Genomic DNA, 19,536 nt, shown 5'->3' with positions numbered 1-19,536 from the left:
GATGCCTCTTACCCTTTGTTGTTAATTACAGCCGGCGCAAGTATCTGAACCACCAGCACCGATAACCAGGTCACAATCAGCGGCAGCAAAACCGCTTTAAAATACACCAGCGCCACCACCAGCAGGGTGAAGGTCGCAATCACCTTTAGCACTTCGCCGATAGCGAATGACCAGGCCACTCGGCCAGGTGCCGGCTTTTGCGCCTGATGACGCCAGGCAAAAATCATAAACATTACGTTAGGCAGCCAGACTGCCAGGCCCCCATAAACTGCAGAGGCGCCCCAGAAAGGGTCTTTGAGGCAAAACAGCACTCCTGCAAGCAGAACAGCTAAAAACTGTATCCCGAGGAGCTTGCGAGCAACGTTTCCGCTAAATAGCGACACAGCCATAAATATGCTCCTGCTCCCTTTGGGGTAGGTCGCGTGTCGTATAAAACGTTCTTTAACGCTCAGAGTCAAGCATCAAAAAGCGGTCAAATTATACGGGGCGGACTCGTGATTTCAAACAATAAGTAGCAAAAAGGTGAACAAATGTTTAATTAAATTTCGACAGCGCTATTTTTTAAGTTTTGCTGAAACGGCAAAACCGTGTCGAAGCCTGCAAAACTCACTGAATACCCGGCTACAAAGCGTGCTTGAGATCACATTATAAACAATCACGGCAGGTGGCTATTAACATCTCTTCTGAAAGCAAAAACCCCATGCACCTGATTATTAAATGAATTATCCATCACTCTTTTTAAAATAGCTCAATACAACATTAAAACCTTTTATTGACATCACTGACAAAGTTTTAACATTTGCCGGAAGTTTAATTCCTGAATCTTTAGCAGGCTGATATTTACGGCGTTTACTATTTTGCTGATTAACAAAAAGAGCGACGTAACGCTCTCGAAAAAACGCAGTAACAATAAGGTTAATGGCAAATTCGTTTCGCAATGACAACGACTCTCATTATTAACATTTTACCAACAACTTTATCTGCTCTTTTTTTGATAAAAATTAAACGTCGTTTGACTTAATCATCACCAGATGACGATCGCCTTCAAGCTGTGGCACGCTCAGCTTCACGATACTCTCCACCTCAAACTGCGCCGGAAGCTGGCTGATTTCGTCATCAGGACGCAGACCCTTAAGCGCATAAAAACGCCCGTTTTCGGCGGGAAGGTGGTGGCACCAGGTCACCATATCGGTCAGGGAGGCAAACGCGCGGCTGATCACGCCATCAAATGGCGGTTCGGCAGAAAAATCTTCAACGCGACTCTGGACGGGAGCAATGTTCTCCAGCTTCAGCTCATGCTGAACCTGTTTTAAGAAGCGCACCCGCTTACCCAGGCTGTCCAGCAGCGTGAAATGCGACTGCGGACGCACGATCGCCAGCGGTATTCCCGGCAGGCCCGGCCCGGTCCCCACGTCAATAAACCGCGTCCCGCGCAGATGCGGTTCAACCACGATGCTGTCCATGATGTGGCGCACCAGCATCTCGTTCGGATCGCGAACCGACGTAAGATTATAGGCTTTATTCCATTTGTTGAGCATTTCAACGTAAGCGATAAGCTGCTGCTGCTGATTCTCAGGAAGCGTAATGCCCGCGGCGCTGAGCAGACGAGAGAGTTTGTTTAGCACGTTCGGTACCTGTTGGAAGAGATAATCTGAAGTGAAGCGCTCCCCTCACCCGCAGGTGAGGGGCAATGCAATCAGGCGCTACGACGCAGCATGCCTTGTTTTTTTAGCCATACCAGCAAAATCGAAATGGCCGCCGGCGTGACGCCAGAGATACGGGATGCCTGGCCTATCGACGACGGTTTGTGATCGTTAAGTTTGGCGATCACTTCGTTCGACAGGCCGGAAACCTGGCGGTAATCCAGCGTGGCGGGCAGCAGGGTGTTTTCGTTGCGCTGCTGCTTTTCGATCTCATCCTGCTGACGCGCGATATACCCTTCGTATTTCACCTGGATTTCAACCTGTTCCGCAGCCTGCGGATCGTCAAGCCCTGGCGCGAACGCCGACAGGCCGATCAGCGTCTGATAGGTCATCTCAGGGCGACGCAGCAAATCTTCCCCGCTCGCTTCACGGGAGAGCGGCGCAGTAAGGTGAGCATTCACTTCGGCAATGCTGTCCGACGTGGGGTGCAGCCAGGTCGCTTTCAGGCGCTGACGTTCGCGCTCGATGCTCTCAAGCTTCTCGTTAAAGCGTGCCCAGCGTTCGTCGTCCACCAGACCCAGCTCGCGTCCGGTTTCGGTCAGACGCAGGTCAGCGTTGTCTTCACGCAGCATCAGGCGATATTCCGCTCGTGAAGTAAACATGCGGTACGGCTCTTTGGTGCCGAGCGTGGAGAGGTCGTCCACCAGCACGCCGAGATAAGCCTGATCGCGACGCGGCGCCCATCCCTCTTTGTCCGCCGCGCAGCGTGCCGCGTTAAGCCCGGCCAACAAACCCTGCGCTGCGGCCTCTTCGTAACCGGTGGTGCCGTTGATCTGTCCGGCAAAGAACAGACCGGCGATAAATTTGCTTTCCAGCGTCGGCTTCAGGTCGCGCGGGTCGAAGAAGTCATACTCGATGGCGTAGCCCGGACGGACGATCTTCGCGTTTTCCATACCCTCCATGGATCGCACGATCTGCATCTGCACATCGAACGGCAGGCTGGTGGAGATCCCGTTCGGATAAATTTCGTTGCTGGTCAGTCCTTCTGGCTCCAGGAAGATCTGGTGCGCATTGCGATCGGCAAAGCGCATCACTTTGTCTTCGATGGACGGGCAGTAGCGCGGACCAATCCCTTCGATCACCCCGGCATACATCGGGCTGCGATCGAGGTTCTGACGGATAACGTCATGGGTTTTTTCATTGGTGTGCGTGATGTAGCACGGTACCTGACGCGGATGCTGATCGACGCTGCCCATGAACGAGAACACCGGCATCGGGTTATCACCGTGCTGCTGTCCGAGCACGCTGAAGTCGATCGTGCGCGCATCGATACGCGGAGGCGTACCGGTTTTCAGGCGATTGACGCGCAGCGGCAGTTCACGCAGGCGTCGGGCCAGTGGAATGGATGGCGGATCGCCGGCACGGCCACCGCTGTAGTTATCCAGACCGATATGAATTTTTCCGTCAAGGAAGGTGCCCACGGTCAGCACCACGGCTTTGGCGCGGAACTTGAGGCCCATCTGGGTCACGGCACCTACCACACGATCGTTTTCCACAATCAGATCGTCTACCGCCTGCTGGAAGATCATCAGGTTCGGCTGGTTCTCCAGCGCAGTACGAATAGCCTGACGATACAGTACGCGGTCAGCCTGAGCACGGGTGGCGCGCACCGCCGGTCCTTTGCTCGCGTTTAGTATCCTAAACTGAATACCAGCGCGATCGATCGCTGTTGCCATCAACCCACCGAGGGCGTCCACTTCCTTAACCAGATGTCCTTTTCCAATACCGCCGATCGCCGGATTGCAGGACATCTGTCCCAGCGTGTCGATATTGTGTGTCAAGAGTAGGGTCTGCTGACCCATACGGGCTGCGGCCATCGCGGCCTCTGTGCCTGCATGACCCCCGCCAATGATGATGACGTCGAAAGGATCCTGATAAAACATGGTTGCCGAACCTCTGCGGTGTTGCGAAATGAGGGTAATGATCCCGGGCCGTGGATTCTACTCAACTTTAGCCGTTCGAGAAAGCATCGGGATCATCGGGTATTAAAAAGAAGATCTATATATATGGAGATCTTTTCTATTATGATCTCTTATTACGATCGACCTCTCCTGTGGATAAGCCGGATCGTACCTTTTAGATCAAACAGATAGTAAGGATCATTTACTGTGAATGATCGGTGATCCCACACCGTATAAGCTGGGATCAAAAGCGAGGGTTATGCACAGCCCAAAAAACGTACGAGGGTTGTTATTGGGATAACTACCGGTTAACCCAAGCTTTCCAGCAGAGTTATCCACATTCAAACGCCTGGTTATTGTTCGTTTTTGAGTAAATTAATCCAGGATCCCAGCCAAACCTCTGCCGGATCCTCCGGAATGTCGTGATCGAGGATGTTGATCCGCAGCGTTTCACCCACCGTTTTCGCACCGCATGACGTCAGCTGGGTTTCGATCTTGTCGATCGCGCCGCAGAAGGTGTCATATTCGCGACTGCCGATCCCAATGGCCCCGAAGCGCACTGCGCTCAGATCCGGTTGGCGTTCTGCCAGGTCATCATAGAAAGGCTGAAGATTGTCAGGCAGATCCCCGGCGCCATGCGTCGAGGAGATCACAAGCCACGTGCCGCTCTGCGGGAGATCGTCCAGCAGCGGGCCGTGTAGCGTCTGGGTGGTAAACCCGGCGTCTTCCAGCTTTTCTGCCAGATGCTCCGCAACATACTCTGCGCCGCCAAGGGTACTGCCGCTAATAAGGGTGATCTCAGCCATGAATACCTGCCTTTTATGAAACGACGCGTATTGTACTCTGTGAATCGGCTGGGATCTACCTGTGGATAATATGGGTATAGCCGATCGACGCCGTCCATGGGACGCTGTGAGGCATCGAACGGCAAGCCGCGTGGCATCAGGGTTTGATGGTGCGCATGATCGGGTTTTGCAGTGAGATCAGCGTCTCCGTGGACTGGATTTCGTCGATAGTCTGGATCTTGTTGATAAGTACCTGTTGCAGGGCGTCGATAGATCGACACATCACCTTTATAAAGATGCTGTAGTGCCCGGTGGTGTAATACGCCTCGGTCACCTCATCCAGGCTTTCCAGCTTCGCCAGCGCCGACGGGTAGTCTTTGGCGCTCTTCAGGATGATGCCGATAAAGCAGCAGACGTCATACCCCAGCTGTTTGGGGCTGATGTCTATCCGCGCCCCGGTGATGATCCCCGCCTGCTTCATCTTCTCTACACGCACGTGGATGGTGCCCGGGCTGACGCCAAACTGCTTGGCCAGTTCGGCGTAGGCGGTGCGGGCATTGGCCATTAATGCCTCCAGGATGCCGCGGTCCAGATTGTCGATTTGATAATTTTCCATCGGATTTCCTTATGGATAATGACGATTCAGGATTTTAACCGCCTTTAATTTATCGTATTAAAACGCGTTAAGCCTTTTTTATTGTTGATTATTGAATAGTGGGCATCTTTTATTGCTTAATCATTGGCAACAGACATCAGGAGTCAATGAATATGAAATCCGCCTACATCGCAACCCAACGTCAGATCGGCTTCGTTAAAGCCCATTTTTCCCGCCAGCTGGAAGAGAAGCTGGGGCTGATTGAAGTCCAGGCGCCTATCCTCAGCCGTATCGGTGATGGTACCCAGGATAACCTGTCTGGCAGTGAGAAAGCGGTGCAGGTGCGCGTGAAAACGCTGCCTGATGCGCAGTTTGAAGTGGTGCATTCGCTGGCCAAATGGAAACGCAAAACCCTGGGTCAGCATGACTTCAGCGCTGGCGAAGGCATCTATACCCATATGAAAGCCTTACGTCCGGATGAAGATCGTCTGACGCCGGTGCACTCTGTCTATGTGGATCAGTGGGACTGGGAGCGTGTGATGGGCGACGGAGAGCGCAACCTTGCCACGCTTAAACAGACCGTCGAAACCCTCTGGGCGGGAATTAAAGCCACGGAAAACGCGGTCAGCGAGCAGTTCGGCCTGACGCCGTTCCTGCCGGAGCAGATCCAGTTCGTTCACAGCGAAACGCTGCAGCAGCGCTATCCGCAGCTTGATGCCAAAGGGCGTGAGCGTGCGATTACCAAAGAGCTGGGTGCGGTATTCCTGATTGGCATCGGCGGCAAGCTGGGCGACGGGAAACGCCACGACGTGCGTGCCCCGGATTATGATGACTGGACCACCGCGACCGCCGAAGGCTTTGCCGGACTGAACGGCGATATCCTGGTCTGGAACCCGGTGCTGGAAGATGCGTTTGAAATCTCGTCGATGGGGATCCGCGTCGATGCTCAGACCCTGACCCGCCAGCTGGCGCTGTGCGGCGATGAAGATCGCCTGCAGCTCGAATGGCACCAGTCGCTGTTGAAGGGTGAGATGCCGCAGACCATCGGCGGTGGAATTGGGCAGTCGCGTCTCACCATGCTGCTGCTTCAGCTGTCCCATATCGGTCAGGTGCAGTGCGGCGTGTGGCCGGCGCAGGTAAAAGAGAGCGTCGCCGGCCTGCTGTAATCAGCCTTTCAGCCGCCGTAGCAGGCGGCTTCTCAGCCCGGTATCAAAGCGCCAGATGTGATCGAAGATGCGCATGATGCCGGGTTTGCCGTATGACGACATCGCCACCGCGTGAAAACGGTGCTGCTGTACCCGCTGTAAGTTCCTGACGCTCTGTACCACCTCATCCGGCAGTCGCTGGGCAATAAAGTCCGAGATCACCACGGCATCGGCATCCACACCGTCGCCGGTCTGCATCTTCTCGTTTACCGCACGAAAACAGCTCGCCAGATCGGTACCGCCGCGAAAACGCTGGCTGAGAAAACGGATCGCCTGCTCCAGTCCGTCTTCGCCGGTAAGCTCATAGCGCACCACCTCACTGGAAAACAGCATAATAAAGCAGCGACGGCGATCGGCCAGCGCGATACGCATCAGCGCCAGACAGAACGCCTTGGCGCACTGCTCGTTGAATCCGCCCATCGATCCTGACGTATCCACACAGACGATAAACGGGCCGCGCGGCTGTTCGTCCATATCCTGATGCACAACCGGCCGCTGGGAGAGCTTCTCCCGCCATGACTCCCCGGCGAGGCGATAGGTCAGAAGCTGCTTCTCCACCAGCCGGCGATAGAATTCATACTCAAGTTCGGTGATGCCGAGGGTCGCCAGTTCAGGCGGCAGCAGGCGCAGAATATCGTCGCTCTGGTGCAATCCCTCCACCTGCTCCGGTACCGTGGCAGGCTCCCGGACCATGGTGCGAAACGTCTCCAGCGGCGCATCGCGCACCGGCACCGACTTCGCTTCTCGCGAGCGCCCCAGCTGTTCGGCGAGCTTCATCAGCTCCGGCTGATTAGCCAGAAACTCACCGTATTTGACGATCAGCTGATAATCACCGCGTTTAAGCTTTCCGGCACTCATATCCCACAGTCGGCCTGCGGAGTGGTCGTTCTCGTTCAGCGCGGCATCAAGCTGCCCGCTCAGGGTCATGCGCTCCTGTACTTCGCTAAGCAGCTGCTCACGCTCCTCTTCCAGCACCTGATGGCTCAGCGTGGTCGCCTGCACCACCAGGCTCAGCCGCCAGCGTTGCAGAAACAGGGTATGTAGCGCGGGAGTAAAGCGCGGGTTGTTGCCCACCAGCTGCTCGGCCTGCTGGAAGAAGGGGGAACCGGTCTGCCGCAATACGCGTAGCGTCTCGGGAATTTGCACGATGAACTGGCTGGTGGAGAGCAGCTGCACTTTCTGATAGCCCATCACCTCCTGGGCCAGCTCTTGCGGCACGCGCGCGTCGCGCAGCCGGTTTTTAAGCTGTTCGCGCCAGCGAGGAAGATCCTGCGTGACCGCATGCTTGAGGCGCGGAAACTTTTCAAAAAACACCGCCAGCTGCGGAGAGGCGAGCAGCGCGATGATGATCTCTTCGATAAGCTCACCTTCGCTGACAGCCAGCACCACGTTGAGCGTATCGACGGTGATCATTGCCGGGCCTGTTTGATCTGGGCGGCAACGTCCTGAAGGCTGGCTTCGATGCGGGCGAGCCAGTCAGCATGGATAAACAGACACTTTTGCTGTTCGCTAAAGCTGAGATGCTGCTGATGCCAGAGCGTGTCCAGGTCGTCCAGCTGCTGGCTTATCTCCTGCGGCATACCCTCTGCGGTCTGCTGGCCCGGCAGCGCCAGGCGCGTGCCCTGCAGGCTGACATCGCGGATCAGCAAATACTGGCCAGCATCCACTTCCAGCGTCAGCGGCTGGGCAAAGCCAATCCCGTTGAGCTTGCCGCGGATCTCGCCGCCTTTTTGCAGCCACTGGACCAGCGCGTCACGGTTCAGGGTGATGTGGATAACGTCCATCTCATGCAGTTTCAGCGGCTGCTGGAGCAGGAAGGTGACGGTTTCGCCCTGAATGTCGTCTGGTAGCTGATACTGGGGGCGGCGGGCGAACATGCCGCTCTGCTTGATGATTTTCAGCGCGCTGCGCTCGCTTTGCTGCTGCTGGAGCTGCATCCTGCGCTGCTGAATGGCGCCCAGCCGGGAGAGCATGAGATGCTGCTGCCAGCCATGACCGGTCATCAATAATTCCAGCTGGTGCTGGAGTAGCTGCATCGCTTCCGCATCGTGCCACAGGCAGTCTTTCAGCAGAATAAGATCGATGGGTGCTACGGCGCTGCGGCCGGAGAAAAAGGCGCTGGCCTGCAGCAGACGGATCGCCTTTTTCCAGCGACGGTCCGACACGTAAGGGGCGTTCGGTAACTCGTCGAGCTGCTGGCGCAGCATGAAGATAAGCTCAAACACGTGATCCGGCAGGGTGACGTTGCCAATATCCTGCTGCCACTGCTGATACTCTTCGTCGCTCACCTGCAGACCCGCGGCGATAGTAATGTCGTTTTCATCATGCTGGCTTATCAGCATTGAACGGAAGTTGCCCTTCTCCTGGACTTTGTCGAGCCACAGGCGGATCAGCAGACGGTCATACAGCGCCTCAAGGCTGCTGTCGGCTTCAGGCAGCTCGTTGGACGCCGCCACCAGCAGGCGCATAGGGATTTTCGCCTCGTGTGCGCCGTTACGAAAACGACGTTCGTTGATGGCGGTCAGTAACGTATTCAGAATGGCCGGGCCGGCTTTCCAGATCTCATCCAGAAACACGATCTCCGCTTCGGGAAGATAGCCGGTGGTCAGACGCTCATAGCGCCCTTCATCCTTCAGCGCCTGAATCGACAGCGGGCCAAACACCTCTTCCGGGGTGGAGAAGCGGGTCATCAGGTATTCAAAGGCGCGGGCGTGCTGGAAGGCAAACTTAAGGCGGCGGGCAATCAGGCTTTTGGCAATGCCGGGCGGACCGAGCAGGAACACGCTCTCTCCGCTAAGGGCCGCCAGCAGACAGAGCCGGATGGCGTGGCTGCGTTCAAAAAGCCCCTTTTCCAGCGCTGCGCTCAGGCGCGAAATTCTTTCCGCCAGCAAATGTGATTGAGCCATAATGAAATTGCGTCCTACCCCGGTTTATACCTGTGAGAAGAAGTATAAATGTTTTGAATTTGTACAGTTAACATATTGATGCGACAACGCTGTCAGGCGTAGACAAAATAACCATGCCGCACTAAGGGGTACGATTTTTTTGGCGATCGTGCATACTGTGCGCCTTTTGTAGGTTCAGAGACTACGCATCCACGTGTTTCTCAACATAAGACGGGTCTATGAGTACTGATAAGAAACAATCACTCTCTGCGGTCACGCTTGCGGCTATTGGAGTGGTATACGGGGATATCGGCACCAGCCCGCTTTATACCCTGCGCGAATGTCTTTCTGGCCAGTTTGGTTTCGGCGTGGAACGTGAGGCCGTTTTTGGTTTCCTGTCGCTGATCTTCTGGCTGCTGATTATTGTGGTTTCCATTAAATATTTAAGCTTTGTGATGCGTGCCGATAACGCCGGTGAAGGGGGGATCCTGACCCTGATGTCGCTTGCCGGACGCAACACCTCGGCGCGGATGACCTCGGTGCTGGTGATCATGGGGCTTATCGGCGGCAGCTTCTTCTATGGTGAAGTGGTGATCACGCCCGCCATCTCCGTGATGTCGGCCATTGAGGGGCTGGAGATTGCCGCACCGTCGCTTGACCCCTATATCGTCCCGCTCTCTATTATTGTTCTCACCCTGCTGTTTATGATCCAGAAACACGGTACCGGTATGGTCGGCAAGCTGTTCGCCCCGATTATGCTGGTCTGGTTCCTGGTGCTGGCGATACTCGGGGTGCGCAGCATTATGGATAACCCGGAAGTGCTTCAGGCGCTGAACCCGGCCTGGGCTGTTGGCTTCTTTATTGAATTCAAGGCCATTTCGTTTGTTGCGCTGGGCGCGGTGGTGCTCGCAATCACCGGGGTTGAGGCGCTGTATGCGGATATGGGCCACTTCGGGAAACTGCCGATTCGTCTGGCCTGGTTCTCGGTGGTGCTGCCTTCGCTGGTACTGAACTACTTTGGACAGGGCGCGCTGCTGCTGAAAACGCCGGAAGCCATTAAAAACCCGTTCTTCCTGCTGGCGCCGGACTGGGCGCTGGTGCCGCTGCTGGTTCTGGCGACGCTGGCGACGGTGATCGCCTCCCAGGCGGTGATTTCCGGGGTGTTCTCCCTGACCCGCCAGGCGGTACGTCTGGGCTACCTCTCGCCGATGCGCATCATCCACACCTCGGAGATGGAGTCGGGGCAGATCTACATTCCGGCCATCAACTGGCTGCTCTACTTCGCCGTGGTGATCGTGATCGTCAGCTTCGAGCACTCCAGCAACCTGGCGGCGGCATACGGCATCGCGGTAACCGGCACCATGGTGCTGACCACCATTCTTGCCACCACCGTGGCGCGGAAAAACTGGCACTGGAATAAGCTGCTGGTGGGCCTGATTCTGGTGGCGCTCCTGTGCATCGATATCCCGCTGTTCTCCGCTAACCTCAGCAAGCTCTTCTCCGGCGGCTGGCTGCCGCTGAGCCTCGGCATGGTGATGTTCATCATTATGACGACCTGGAAAAGCGAGCGTTTCCGCTTGCTGCGGCGCATGCACGAGCACGGCAATTCGCTGGATGCGATGATCGTGTCGCTGGAGAAATCCCCGCCGGTGCGTGTTCCGGGTACGGCGGTGTATATGTCCCGTGCGCTGAACGTCATCCCGTTCGCCATGCTGCATAACCTCAAGCACAACAAAGTGCTGCACGAGCGCGTCATCTTCCTGACGCTGCGCACCGAGGACGCGCCTTACGTTCACAATGTGCGCCGCGTGTCGATTGAGCAGCTGTCGCCCACCTTCTGGCGCGTGGTGGCCAGCTATGGCTGGCGTGAAACGCCGAACGTGGAAGAGGTGTTCCACCGCTGTGGGCTGGAGGGGTTGAGCTGCCGCATGATGGAGACCTCGTTCTTCATGTCCCACGAGTCGCTGATTGTCGGTAAACGTCCGTGGTATCTGCGCCTGCGCGGCAAGCTTTACCTGCTGCTGCAGCGTAACGCCCTGCGCGCGCCCGACCAGTTTGAGATCCCGCCCAACCGGGTTATCGAGCTGGGTACGCAGGTCGAAATCTGATGACATCAACGCCTCCGTTCTGGAGGCGTTTTTTATTGTTAGCGTTGTGTTTCACGCCCTAAGGTAAACGTGAGCGAAACGTTTCGATACCGATCACATTTTCACATTCTGGTGGTTGTTTACTGCGCACCTCTTTCTCTACACTGACATCAGCGAAACGTTTCGCTAGTGGAGTGAAAAATGAAAAAAGGCACAGTTCTTAACGCAGATATCTCGTCAGTCATCTCACGTCTTGGCCACACCGATACGCTGGTGGTTTGCGATGCCGGGTTACCTATTCCTCGCGGCACCGATCGTATCGATATGGCATTAACCCAGGGCGTACCTTCCTTTATGCAGGTTGTGGAAGTGGTGACGGCAGAGATGCAGGTTGAGGCCGCTGTGCTTGCCGCGGAAATTAAACAGCATAATCCGCAGCTCCATGAAACGTTGCTTGGACACATCAGGCAACTGCAGCAACACCAGGGAAACACCATTGATATTCGTTACATCAGCCATGAGCAGTTCAAACAACAAACCGCAGACAGCCAGGCGGTGATTCGCAGCGGGGAGTGTTCCCCGTATGCGAATATCATTCTCTGTGCCGGCGTAACCTTCTGAGGCCGACATGGACGCATTACTGCAACTTAAAGGCATCGATAAATCCTTTCCGGGCGTAAAAGCGCTCTCCGGCGCCGCGCTTAACGTTTACCCAGGCCGCGTGATGGCGCTGGTGGGTGAGAACGGCGCGGGCAAATCCACCATGATGAAAGTGCTGACCGGTATCTATCAACGCGATGCCGGGTCGCTGCTGTGGCTGGGTAAGGAAACGACCTTCAGCGGGCCGAAATCCTCTCAGGAAGCGGGCATCGGTATTATTCATCAGGAACTCAACCTGATCCCCCAGCTCACCATTGCCGAAAACATTTTCCTGGGGCGTGAATTCGTTAACCGCTTCGGTAAGATCGACTGGAAAAAGATGCACGCCGAAGCGGATAAGCTGCTGCTGAAGCTCAACCTGCGCTTTAATAGCCACCGCCTGGTGGGCGATCTGTCGATCGGCGATCAGCAGATGGTTGAGATCGCCAAGGTGCTGAGCTTTGAATCAAAGGTCATCGTGATGGACGAGCCCACCGATGCCCTGACCGATACCGAAACCGAGTCGCTGTTCCGGGTGATCCGCGAACTGAAGTCTCAGGGGCGCGGCATCGTTTATATCTCGCACCGCATGAAAGAGATTTTTGAAATCTGCGATGACGTGACGGTATTCCGTGATGGGCAGTTTATCGCCGAGCGCGACGTCGCCAGCCTGACCGAAGATTCGCTTATCGAGATGATGGTCGGGCGCAAGCTCGAAGATCAGTATCCGCACATTGATAAAGCCCCCGGCGCGGTGCGTCTGAAGGTGGATCACCTGTGCGGCCCTGGCGTGCACGATGTGACCTTTACCCTCCGTCAGGGCGAAATCCTTGGCGTCGCGGGTCTGATGGGCGCCGGACGTACCGAGCTCATGAAGGTGCTCTATGGCGCGTTGCCGCGTGAAAGCGGCCACGTCACCCTCGACGGGCGTGAAGTGGTGACCCGCTCCGCGCAGGATGGGCTGGCAAACGGCATCGTTTATATCTCGGAAGACCGCAAGCGTGACGGGTTAATCCTCGGCATGTCGGTGAAAGAGAATATGTCGCTGACCGCGCTGCGCTACTTCAGCCACAACGTGGGGCATCTGCGTCATAAAGATGAGCAGCAGGCGGTCAGCGATTTTATCCGCCTGTTCAACGTAAAAACCCCGTCGATGGAACAGGCTATTGGTCTGCTGTCCGGCGGTAACCAGCAAAAGGTGGCGATTGCCCGCGGGTTAATGACGCGGCCAAAGGTGCTGATTCTGGATGAACCAACGCGCGGCGTGGATGTGGGCGCCAAGAAAGAGATTTATCAGCTCATTAACCAGTTTAAAGCGGAAGGGCTGAGCATCATTCTGGTGTCGTCCGAAATGCCGGAAGTATTAGGTATGAGCGATCGCATTATTGTGATGCATGAAGGGCATCTCGGTGGAGAATTCACACGCGAGCAGGCCACCCAGGAAGTGTTGATGGCTGCGGCCGTCGGCAAGCTTAATCGCGTGAATCAGGAGTAAAATGATGACAACCCAGACTGTTTCCGGTCGCCGTTATTTCACCAAAGCATGGCTGATGGAGCAAAAATCGCTGATCGCACTGCTGGTGCTGATCGCGATTGTCTCCACCATGAGTCCTAACTTCTTTACCGTAAATAACCTGTTCAACATTCTTCAGCAAACCTCGGTTAACGCCATTATGGCGGTTGGGATGACGCTGGTTATCCTGACGTCGGGTATCGACCTGTCCGTCGGTTCCCTGCTGGCGTTAACCGGGGCGGTGGCGGCCTCGCTGGTCGGCATGGAGGTCAACGCGCTGGTGGCGGTTGCTGCCGCACTGGCCGCCGGTGCGGCTATCGGTAGCGTGACCGGGGTGATTGTGGCGAAAGGGAGGGTGCAGGCGTTTATTGCCACCCTCGTCATGATGCTGCTGCTGCGCGGGGTGACCATGGTCTATACCGATGGTAGTCCCGTGAATACCGGCTTTACCGACAATGCGGATCTGTTCGGCTGGTTTGGTATTGGCCGCCCGCTGGGGATTCCGACGCCGGTCTGGATCATGGCTATCGTCTTCCTCGCTGCCTGGTACATGCTGCATCACACGCGTCTTGGTCGCTATATCTATGCGCTGGGCGGTAACGAAGCGGCGACGCGCCTGTCCGGTATCAGCGTCAACAAAGTCAAAATTATCGTCTATTCGCTCTCCGGCATGCTGGCTGCGCTGGCGGGCGTCATCGAAGTGGCGCGTCTTTCATCGGCCCAGCCTACCGCAGGCACGGGATATGAACTGGATGCTATCGCGGCGGTGGTGCTGGGTGGGACCAGCCTGGCGGGCGGCAAAGGCCGTATTGTGGGAACGCTTATCGGTGCGCTGATCTTAGGCTTCCTGAATAACGGTTTGAACTTATTAGGTGTTTCTTCCTATTACCAGATGATCGTCAAAGCTGTGGTGATTCTCCTGGCGGTACTGGTTGATAACAAAAAGCAGTAATGCAACCCCGCATGGGGAATAACTCAACAGGACATATCGACATGAATATGAAAAAGCTGGCTACACTGGTTTCCGCTGTTGCGCTGAGCGCCACCGTAAGTGCCAACGCGATGGCGAAAGACACTATCGCGCTGGTTATCTCTACCCTGAACAACCCGTTCTTCGTGTCGCTGAAAGACGGCGCGCAGAAAGAAGCGGACAAGCTGGGCTATAACCTGGTGGTGCTGGATTCCCAGAACAACCCGGCGAAAGAGCTGGCTAACGTGCAGGACCTGACGGTTCGCGGCACCAAGCTGCTGCTGATCAACCCGACCGACTCCGACGCGGTGGGCAACGCGGTGAAAATGGCTAACCAGGCCAATATCCCGGTGATCACTCTCGACCGTGCGGCAAATAAAGGCGAAGTGGTAACGCACGTGGCCTCCGATAACGTACTGGGCGGCAAAATCGCCGGGAACTACATCGCGAAGAAAGCAGGCGAAGGCGCGAAAGTGATCGAACTGCAGGGCATCGCCGGAACGTCTGCTGCGCGTGAGCGTGGCGAAGGCTTCCAGCAGGCCGTTGCGGCACACAAATTCAACGTGCTGGCCAGCCAGCCGGCTGACTTTGACCGTACCAAAGGCCTGAACGTTATGCAGAACCTGCTGACCGCGCACCCAGATGTGCAGGCCGTGTTCGCACAGAATGATGAAATGGCATTGGGCGCACTGCGCGCGCTGCAAACCGCCGGTAAATCCGATGTGATTGTGGTTGGTTTCGACGGCACGCCGGACGGTGTGAAAGCGGTTGAAGACGGCAAACTGGGCGGCACTATCGCGCAGCTGCCGGAGCAGATCGGTGCCACCGGCGTCGATGCAGCGAACAAAGTGCTGAAAGGCGAAAAAGTGAACGCGAAGATCCCGGTTGACCTGAAACTGGTGATCAAGCAGTAATACGGCGTACTCCTCAGGCGGGCCGCAACGGGCTCGCCTGAAAGATATAAAGAAAAGCATGGCACGCGCCGCCGTCCGGTGGCGCATTTCGACTGGATATCCCATGACTAAAACCGCAGGCAAGCTCGTCGTCCTCGGCAGCATCAACGCCGACCATATCCTTAATCTTCCCGCTTTCCCTGCACCGGGTGAAACCCTGACCGGGAGTCACTATCAGGTCGCGTTTGGCGGCAAAGGGGCAAACCAGGCGGTAGCCGCCGGGCGCAGCGGCGCTGATATTGCGTTTATTGCCTGCGTGGGCGATGACGATATTGGCGAGCGCGTGTGCCAGCAGTTACGTACCGATAAAATTGATATTGCGCCAGTCAGCACCGTTCAGGGTGAATCGACGGGCGTAGCGCTGATTTTTGTCAACGACGATGGCGAAAACGTGATTGGCATTCACGCCGGGGCTAACGCGGCGCTGCTGCCTGAGCGGGTCGAGGCCCATCAGGATCTCATCGCCGGGGCGGATGCGCTGCTGATGCAGCTTGAGTCGCCGGTAGAGAGCGTCCTGCGCGCGGCGCAGATTGCCCACCAGAACGGCACAACGGTGATCCTCAACCCGGCACCGGCCCGTGAACTGCCGGATAACTTACTGGCGCTGGTGGATATCATCACGCCCAACGAAACCGAAGCGGAAAAGCTGACCGGGATCCGCGTGACCAACGATGACGATGCGGCGAAAGCAGCACAGGCGCTGCACGATAAGGGCATTGCGACCGTCATCATTACCCTCGGTAGCCGCGGCGTGTGGGCCAGCGTCAACGGCCAGGGCAGTCGCGTACCGGGCTTCCGCGTCACCGCCATTGATACCATCGCAGCGGGCGACACCTTCAACGGCGCGCTAGTGACCGCGCTGCTTGAGCATCAGCCGCTGGCGGAGGCGATCCGCTTTGCCCATGCCGCGGCGGCCATTGCCGTGACGCGTAAAGGGGCGCAGCCCTCCGTGCCGTGGCGCCATGAAACCGACGACTTTTTGCGTCAGCAGGGGTAAACCGTGGCAACCATGAAGGATGTCGCTCGCCTCGCGGGCGTCTCCACGTCCACCGTTTCCCACGTCATCAATAACGACCGGTTCGTTAGCGATGCCATACGTGAAAAGGTAGAAGCGGCGGTCAACAGCCTCAACTACGCGCCATCGGCGGTGGCGCGCAGTCTGAAGCTGAATCAGACCCGCACCATCGGGATGCTGCTCACCGCCAGCTCCAACCCCTTCTATTCAGAACTGGTGCGCGGCGTGGAGCGCAGCTGCTTTGAGCGCGGCTACAGTCTGGTACTGTGCAATACCGAAGGGGACGAGCAGCGCATGAACCGCAATCTTGAGATGCTGCTGCAAAAGCGCGTCGATGGTCTGCTGCTACTCTGCACCGAAACCCATCAGCCCTCGGCGGAACTGATCCGCCGCTATCCCAATATTCCCACCGTGATGATGGACTGGGCACCGCTCGACGGGCAGTGCGACCTGATTCAGGATAACTCTCTGCTGGGCGGCGATATCGCCACCCAGCATCTTATTGATAAAGGCTATACCCGCATCGCCTGTATTACCGGGCCGCTGGATAAAACCCCGGCGCGGCTGCGTCTGGAGGGGTTCCGCACGGCGATGAAGCGTGCCGGTCTACCGGTGCCGGCAGAGTATGAGATCACGGCGGATTTTGAGTTTGCCGGCGGCTTTCGCGCCATGGAGAGCGTGCTAACGCTTAAAGAGCGGCCTCAGGCGGTGTTTATCGGCAACGATGCAATGGCGGTCGGCGCGTATCAGGCGCTGTGGCATGCGGGCGTCACTATCCCGAACGACATGGCGATCGTGGGCTATGACGATATCGAGCTGGCGCGCTACATGACGCCGCCACTGACGACCATTCACCAGCCGAAAGATGAACTGGGCGAGCTGGCTATCGATGTGCTGATACACCGTATGGCGCAGCCGGAACTTGCGCAGCAGCTGCTCCAGCTGACGCCAGAGCTGATGGATCGCGGCTCCGCTTAACCGCGGTGCCGCTCTTTAATCAGGTTCTGCCCGTCTTTCGGGCGCAGCAGCATAAATACCAGGGACGACACCAGCGTAATGCCACCCATCGTAATAAAGGTGTAGTGGAACTGCTCAACGGTGTTGGCGCTCTCAAACCCTTCATAAAAACGCAGAACCGCAGCGCTGACCGCTACACCCAGGCTAATGGAAAGCTGCTGGGTTACCGCCAGCATACTGTTCCCGCTGCTGGCGTTTTCGTCCGTCAGATCGGCAAGCGTGATGGTATTCATGGCCGTAAACTGTGTGGACATCGCCATCCCCAGCACGAACAGCGGCAGGATCAGCATCCATATCGTCATACCCGGCGACTGCAACGAGAACTGGGCAATCATCAGCCCGATGAAGATGGTGATGCCAACCAGCGTGGTGCGATAACCGAGGCGACGCAACACCTGAGTAACGACCGACTTAGCCAGAATCGACCCCACGGCGGTAGGCGCCATCATGATGCCGGCGATAAGCGCCTGGTAACCAAAACCCACCTGCAACATCAGCGGCATCAGGAACGGCACGCAGCCGGTACCGAGGCGCGAGGCAATATTCCCGGCGATGCCAACCGAGAAGGTGCGGATTTTAAACATCGGGAGCGCGATAAGCGGCGTAGGGTGATGGCGGGCATGACGAATATAAGCAAACAGCAGCAGCACGCCGGCGACGATAATCGACAGCGCCAGCCAGCTGGCAACCAGTCTTTCACCGAACAGCTCCATGCCGCTGGAGAACAGCACCAGGCTAAGGCCAAACAGCACAAACCCGGTCATATCAAACTTACGCCGCGGCGTGGTGAAGTCGGGCATGTACTTGCGGGCATAGAAAAGACCCGCCACACCAATCGGAATGTTAATCAGGAAGATCCAGTGCCAGCTTGCCCAGGTAACCAGCACGCCGCCCAGCATCGGGCCGAGGATGGGGCCAACCAGACCGGGCATGGTGACGAAGTTCAGCACCGGTAGCAGCTCGCTGCGGGGATAGGCACGCAGTAGCGCCAGACGGGCGACCGGCATCATCATCGCCCCGCCGATACCCTGAATAATGCGAAATATCACCAGCTCGCCCAATGAACTGGAGAGGGCGCAGGCGAGCGATCCCAGCGTAAACAGCGACACCGCGGTCATAAATACTTTGCGGGTGCCGAATCGATCCGCAAGCCAGCCGCTGACCGGAATAAGCATGGCGACCGTCAGGGTGTAGCTGATGATGGTGGACTGCATCGCCAGCGGCGAGCGGTTGAGGCTCTCAGCTATCGCCGGTAATGCGGTATTCAGAATGGTGGCATCCAGCGCCTGCATAAAAAAAGCCATCGCCGCTATCCATGGCAGGCCGGACATACTACGTGCTTTTCTTGGGCTCATGCGACTCCTGCCTTAAAGTGGTGCTGGTTTCCCTTCAGGAAGCGGTTCGAGTAAGAGTGCCTGACAGGCTTTCAACGCCGCTTCACCGTTTCCTTCATTAATTGCATCAACAACCGAACGGTGTAAATCAAGCTTAATCACGGTATCCGTTGTGATGGCGGTGAAGTAGTTATAGTAAACGGGGCGGAACAGGCTGGCGAAAGAGATAAGAAACGGATTACCGCTCATGGCATAGATTTGCTCGTGCCAGGCCATATCGACTTCAATCCAGCGTTCGCGCACAAAAGCGCTTTCCAGCGCGGCCATCTCGGCCTGGGTGGCGGTTAACGCGGCTTTTTGCTCGGGGGTACCGCTTATCGCGGCCAGAAGGCAGGCCTGTGGCTCAAGGCTATGACGCATCACCAGGAAGTTTTTCACCACCTCGTTAAAGTTGGCGTCGGTCATCCACCAGGAGAGCAGCTCCTTATCAAGGAAGTTCCAGTGGGCCTGCGGCATCACGCGCGTGCCTATCCGCGGGCGCGGCAGCACCATACCTTTAGCGGTGAGGGTTTTTACCGCTTCACGGACGGCAGTACGGCTGACGCCGAACATTTCCCCCAGCTCAATCTCACCCGGCAAAATCGTCCCGGGCGCGTAATCCCCTTTTAAAATCAAGCGAGCCAGTTTCTCTGCCAGGACATAAGAAAGGTTCTTCTGCGCGGCAAGCTGATGTGCTGTGAGAGACATAAGAGCAGTTCCTTTAGCAATAGGGCACGCCGTAGTATGCCATCCGGGATCGCCAGATGGTCGAGTAATCGACAAATATAGAGGGAAGAGGCTACTTTTTAGCGGAATTGATGAAAAAAAAGACGGTTGAAAACTTTTTTCAGATTAGGGGTTGTCAGGGCGAAAGAACTCCCTATAATGCGCCTCC

Annotated in this window: 18 protein-coding genes; 8 read left to right on the top strand and 10 right to left on the bottom strand. The window is 56.6% G+C overall.

Annotated elements, in window-relative coordinates:
- Positions 1 to 8: 8 nt before the first annotated feature.
- The 6 genes from atpI to asnC form a co-directional block, all read right to left on the bottom strand.
- Complete coding sequence (gene atpI / locus DW58_RS18055) at positions 9 to 389, bottom strand: F0F1 ATP synthase subunit I (RefSeq protein ID WP_024549238.1); 381 nt, start codon at positions 387 to 389, stop codon at positions 9 to 11.
- A 333-nt stretch (positions 390 to 722) separates the two neighbouring features.
- The gene (locus DW58_RS21255) at positions 723 to 944 is read right to left on the bottom strand and encodes a hypothetical protein (RefSeq protein WP_152525674.1); all 222 of its coding nucleotides are present in this window, start codon (positions 942 to 944) and stop codon (positions 723 to 725) included.
- Positions 945 to 1,001: 57 nt separating this feature from the next.
- On the bottom strand, positions 1,002 to 1,625 hold the full coding sequence (gene rsmG / locus DW58_RS18050) for a 16S rRNA (guanine(527)-N(7))-methyltransferase RsmG (protein WP_024549237.1): 624 nt from the start codon (positions 1,623 to 1,625) through the stop codon (positions 1,002 to 1,004).
- A gap of 71 nt (positions 1,626 to 1,696) precedes the next feature.
- Entirely contained in the window at positions 1,697 to 3,586 is a 1,890-nt protein-coding gene (mnmG, locus tag DW58_RS18045) for a tRNA uridine-5-carboxymethylaminomethyl(34) synthesis enzyme MnmG (RefSeq protein ID WP_024549236.1), read from the bottom strand.
- A gap of 371 nt (positions 3,587 to 3,957) precedes the next feature.
- Positions 3,958 to 4,410, bottom strand: coding sequence for an FMN-binding protein MioC (gene mioC / locus DW58_RS18040; protein WP_024549235.1), 453 nt, complete (start codon positions 4,408 to 4,410; stop codon positions 3,958 to 3,960).
- Between the two features lie 136 nt (positions 4,411 to 4,546).
- Positions 4,547 to 5,005, bottom strand: coding sequence for a transcriptional regulator AsnC (gene asnC / locus DW58_RS18035; RefSeq protein WP_024549234.1), 459 nt, complete (start codon positions 5,003 to 5,005; stop codon positions 4,547 to 4,549).
- A 152-nt stretch (positions 5,006 to 5,157) separates the two neighbouring features.
- Here asnC and asnA point away from each other — a divergent pair, with 152 nt between their 5' ends.
- The gene (gene asnA / locus DW58_RS18030) at positions 5,158 to 6,150 is read left to right on the top strand and encodes an aspartate--ammonia ligase (RefSeq protein ID WP_024549233.1); all 993 of its coding nucleotides are present in this window, start codon (positions 5,158 to 5,160) and stop codon (positions 6,148 to 6,150) included.
- On the opposite strand, the gene viaA is transcribed toward asnA, so the two are convergent.
- A complete protein-coding gene (gene viaA / locus DW58_RS18025) occupies positions 6,151 to 7,602 on the bottom strand; it encodes an ATPase RavA stimulator ViaA (RefSeq protein ID WP_024549232.1) in 1,452 nt (483 codons plus the stop codon). It lies immediately after the preceding gene.
- Positions 7,599 to 9,095, bottom strand: coding sequence for an ATPase RavA (gene ravA / locus DW58_RS18020; RefSeq protein ID WP_024549231.1), 1,497 nt, complete (start codon positions 9,093 to 9,095; stop codon positions 7,599 to 7,601). Before ravA ends, viaA begins: the two co-directional genes overlap by 4 nt.
- Positions 9,096 to 9,313: 218 nt before the next feature.
- On the opposite strand from ravA, the gene kup reads away from it, so the two are divergent.
- The 7 genes from kup (at position 9,314) to rbsR (ending at position 17,229) form a co-directional block, all read left to right on the top strand.
- A complete protein-coding gene (gene kup, locus DW58_RS18015; RefSeq protein ID WP_024549230.1) occupies positions 9,314 to 11,182 on the top strand; it encodes a low affinity potassium transporter Kup in 1,869 nt (622 codons plus the stop codon).
- A gap of 180 nt (positions 11,183 to 11,362) precedes the next feature.
- A complete protein-coding gene (gene rbsD / locus DW58_RS18010; protein ID WP_024549229.1) occupies positions 11,363 to 11,782 on the top strand; it encodes a D-ribose pyranase in 420 nt (139 codons plus the stop codon).
- Between the two features lie 7 nt (positions 11,783 to 11,789).
- Complete coding sequence (gene rbsA, locus DW58_RS18005; RefSeq protein WP_024549228.1) at positions 11,790 to 13,295, top strand: ribose ABC transporter ATP-binding protein RbsA; 1,506 nt, start codon at positions 11,790 to 11,792, stop codon at positions 13,293 to 13,295.
- Between the two features lie 4 nt (positions 13,296 to 13,299).
- The gene (rbsC, locus tag DW58_RS18000; RefSeq protein ID WP_024549227.1) at positions 13,300 to 14,265 is read left to right on the top strand and encodes a ribose ABC transporter permease; all 966 of its coding nucleotides are present in this window, start codon (positions 13,300 to 13,302) and stop codon (positions 14,263 to 14,265) included.
- A gap of 41 nt (positions 14,266 to 14,306) precedes the next feature.
- Entirely contained in the window at positions 14,307 to 15,197 is an 891-nt protein-coding gene (gene rbsB / locus DW58_RS17995) for a ribose ABC transporter substrate-binding protein RbsB (RefSeq protein WP_024549226.1), read from the top strand.
- Between the two features lie 103 nt (positions 15,198 to 15,300).
- Positions 15,301 to 16,233, top strand: coding sequence for a ribokinase (gene rbsK, locus DW58_RS17990; RefSeq protein ID WP_024549225.1), 933 nt, complete (start codon positions 15,301 to 15,303; stop codon positions 16,231 to 16,233).
- Between the two features lie 3 nt (positions 16,234 to 16,236).
- A complete protein-coding gene (rbsR, locus tag DW58_RS17985) occupies positions 16,237 to 17,229 on the top strand; it encodes a ribose operon transcriptional repressor RbsR (RefSeq protein WP_024549224.1) in 993 nt (330 codons plus the stop codon).
- Here the strand turns inward: rbsR and mdtD are convergent.
- The gene (gene mdtD / locus DW58_RS17980) at positions 17,226 to 18,623 is read right to left on the bottom strand and encodes a multidrug transporter subunit MdtD (protein WP_024549223.1); all 1,398 of its coding nucleotides are present in this window, start codon (positions 18,621 to 18,623) and stop codon (positions 17,226 to 17,228) included. The genes rbsR and mdtD overlap by 4 nt on opposite strands.
- Before the next feature lie 12 nt (positions 18,624 to 18,635).
- Positions 18,636 to 19,349 carry a FadR/GntR family transcriptional regulator gene (locus DW58_RS17975; protein WP_024549222.1) on the bottom strand — a complete coding sequence of 238 codons (714 nt, stop codon included), beginning with the start codon at positions 19,347 to 19,349 and terminating at the stop codon, positions 18,636 to 18,638.
- Between the last annotated feature and the right edge of the window lie 187 nt (positions 19,350 to 19,536).

It is taken from the genome of Siccibacter turicensis LMG 23730 (assembly GCF_000463155.2).
GTDB classification, from domain to species: Bacteria; Pseudomonadota; Gammaproteobacteria; order Enterobacterales; family Enterobacteriaceae; genus Siccibacter; species Siccibacter turicensis.
Note: the sequence above shows the minus strand (reverse complement) of the source record. Positions and strands in the feature narration are given on the sequence as shown.

Coding starts and splice junctions, on each gene's coding strand:
- asnC (WP_024549234.1), bottom strand. CDS start 5,005: ATGGAAAATTATCAAATCGACAATCTGGACCGCGGCATCCTGGAGGCA.
- DW58_RS17975 (WP_024549222.1), bottom strand. CDS start 19,349: ATGTCTCTCACAGCACATCAGCTTGCCGCGCAGAAGAACCTTTCTTAT.
- ravA (WP_024549231.1), bottom strand. CDS start 9,095: ATGGCTCAATCACATTTGCTGGCGGAAAGAATTTCGCGCCTGAGCGCA.
- asnA (WP_024549233.1), top strand. CDS start 5,158: ATGAAATCCGCCTACATCGCAACCCAACGTCAGATCGGCTTCGTTAAA.
- mioC (WP_024549235.1), bottom strand. CDS start 4,410: ATGGCTGAGATCACCCTTATTAGCGGCAGTACCCTTGGCGGCGCAGAG.
- viaA (WP_024549232.1), bottom strand. CDS start 7,602: ATGATCACCGTCGATACGCTCAACGTGGTGCTGGCTGTCAGCGAAGGT.
- rbsK (WP_024549225.1), top strand. CDS start 15,301: ATGACTAAAACCGCAGGCAAGCTCGTCGTCCTCGGCAGCATCAACGCC.
- kup (WP_024549230.1), top strand. CDS start 9,314: ATGAGTACTGATAAGAAACAATCACTCTCTGCGGTCACGCTTGCGGCT.
- rbsD (WP_024549229.1), top strand. CDS start 11,363: ATGAAAAAAGGCACAGTTCTTAACGCAGATATCTCGTCAGTCATCTCA.
- atpI (WP_024549238.1), bottom strand. CDS start 389: ATGGCTGTGTCGCTATTTAGCGGAAACGTTGCTCGCAAGCTCCTCGGG.
- mnmG (WP_024549236.1), bottom strand. CDS start 3,586: ATGTTTTATCAGGATCCTTTCGACGTCATCATCATTGGCGGGGGTCAT.
- rbsC (WP_024549227.1), top strand. CDS start 13,300: ATGACAACCCAGACTGTTTCCGGTCGCCGTTATTTCACCAAAGCATGG.
- mdtD (WP_024549223.1), bottom strand. CDS start 18,623: ATGAGCCCAAGAAAAGCACGTAGTATGTCCGGCCTGCCATGGATAGCG.
- rbsA (WP_024549228.1), top strand. CDS start 11,790: ATGGACGCATTACTGCAACTTAAAGGCATCGATAAATCCTTTCCGGGC.
- rbsB (WP_024549226.1), top strand. CDS start 14,307: ATGAATATGAAAAAGCTGGCTACACTGGTTTCCGCTGTTGCGCTGAGC.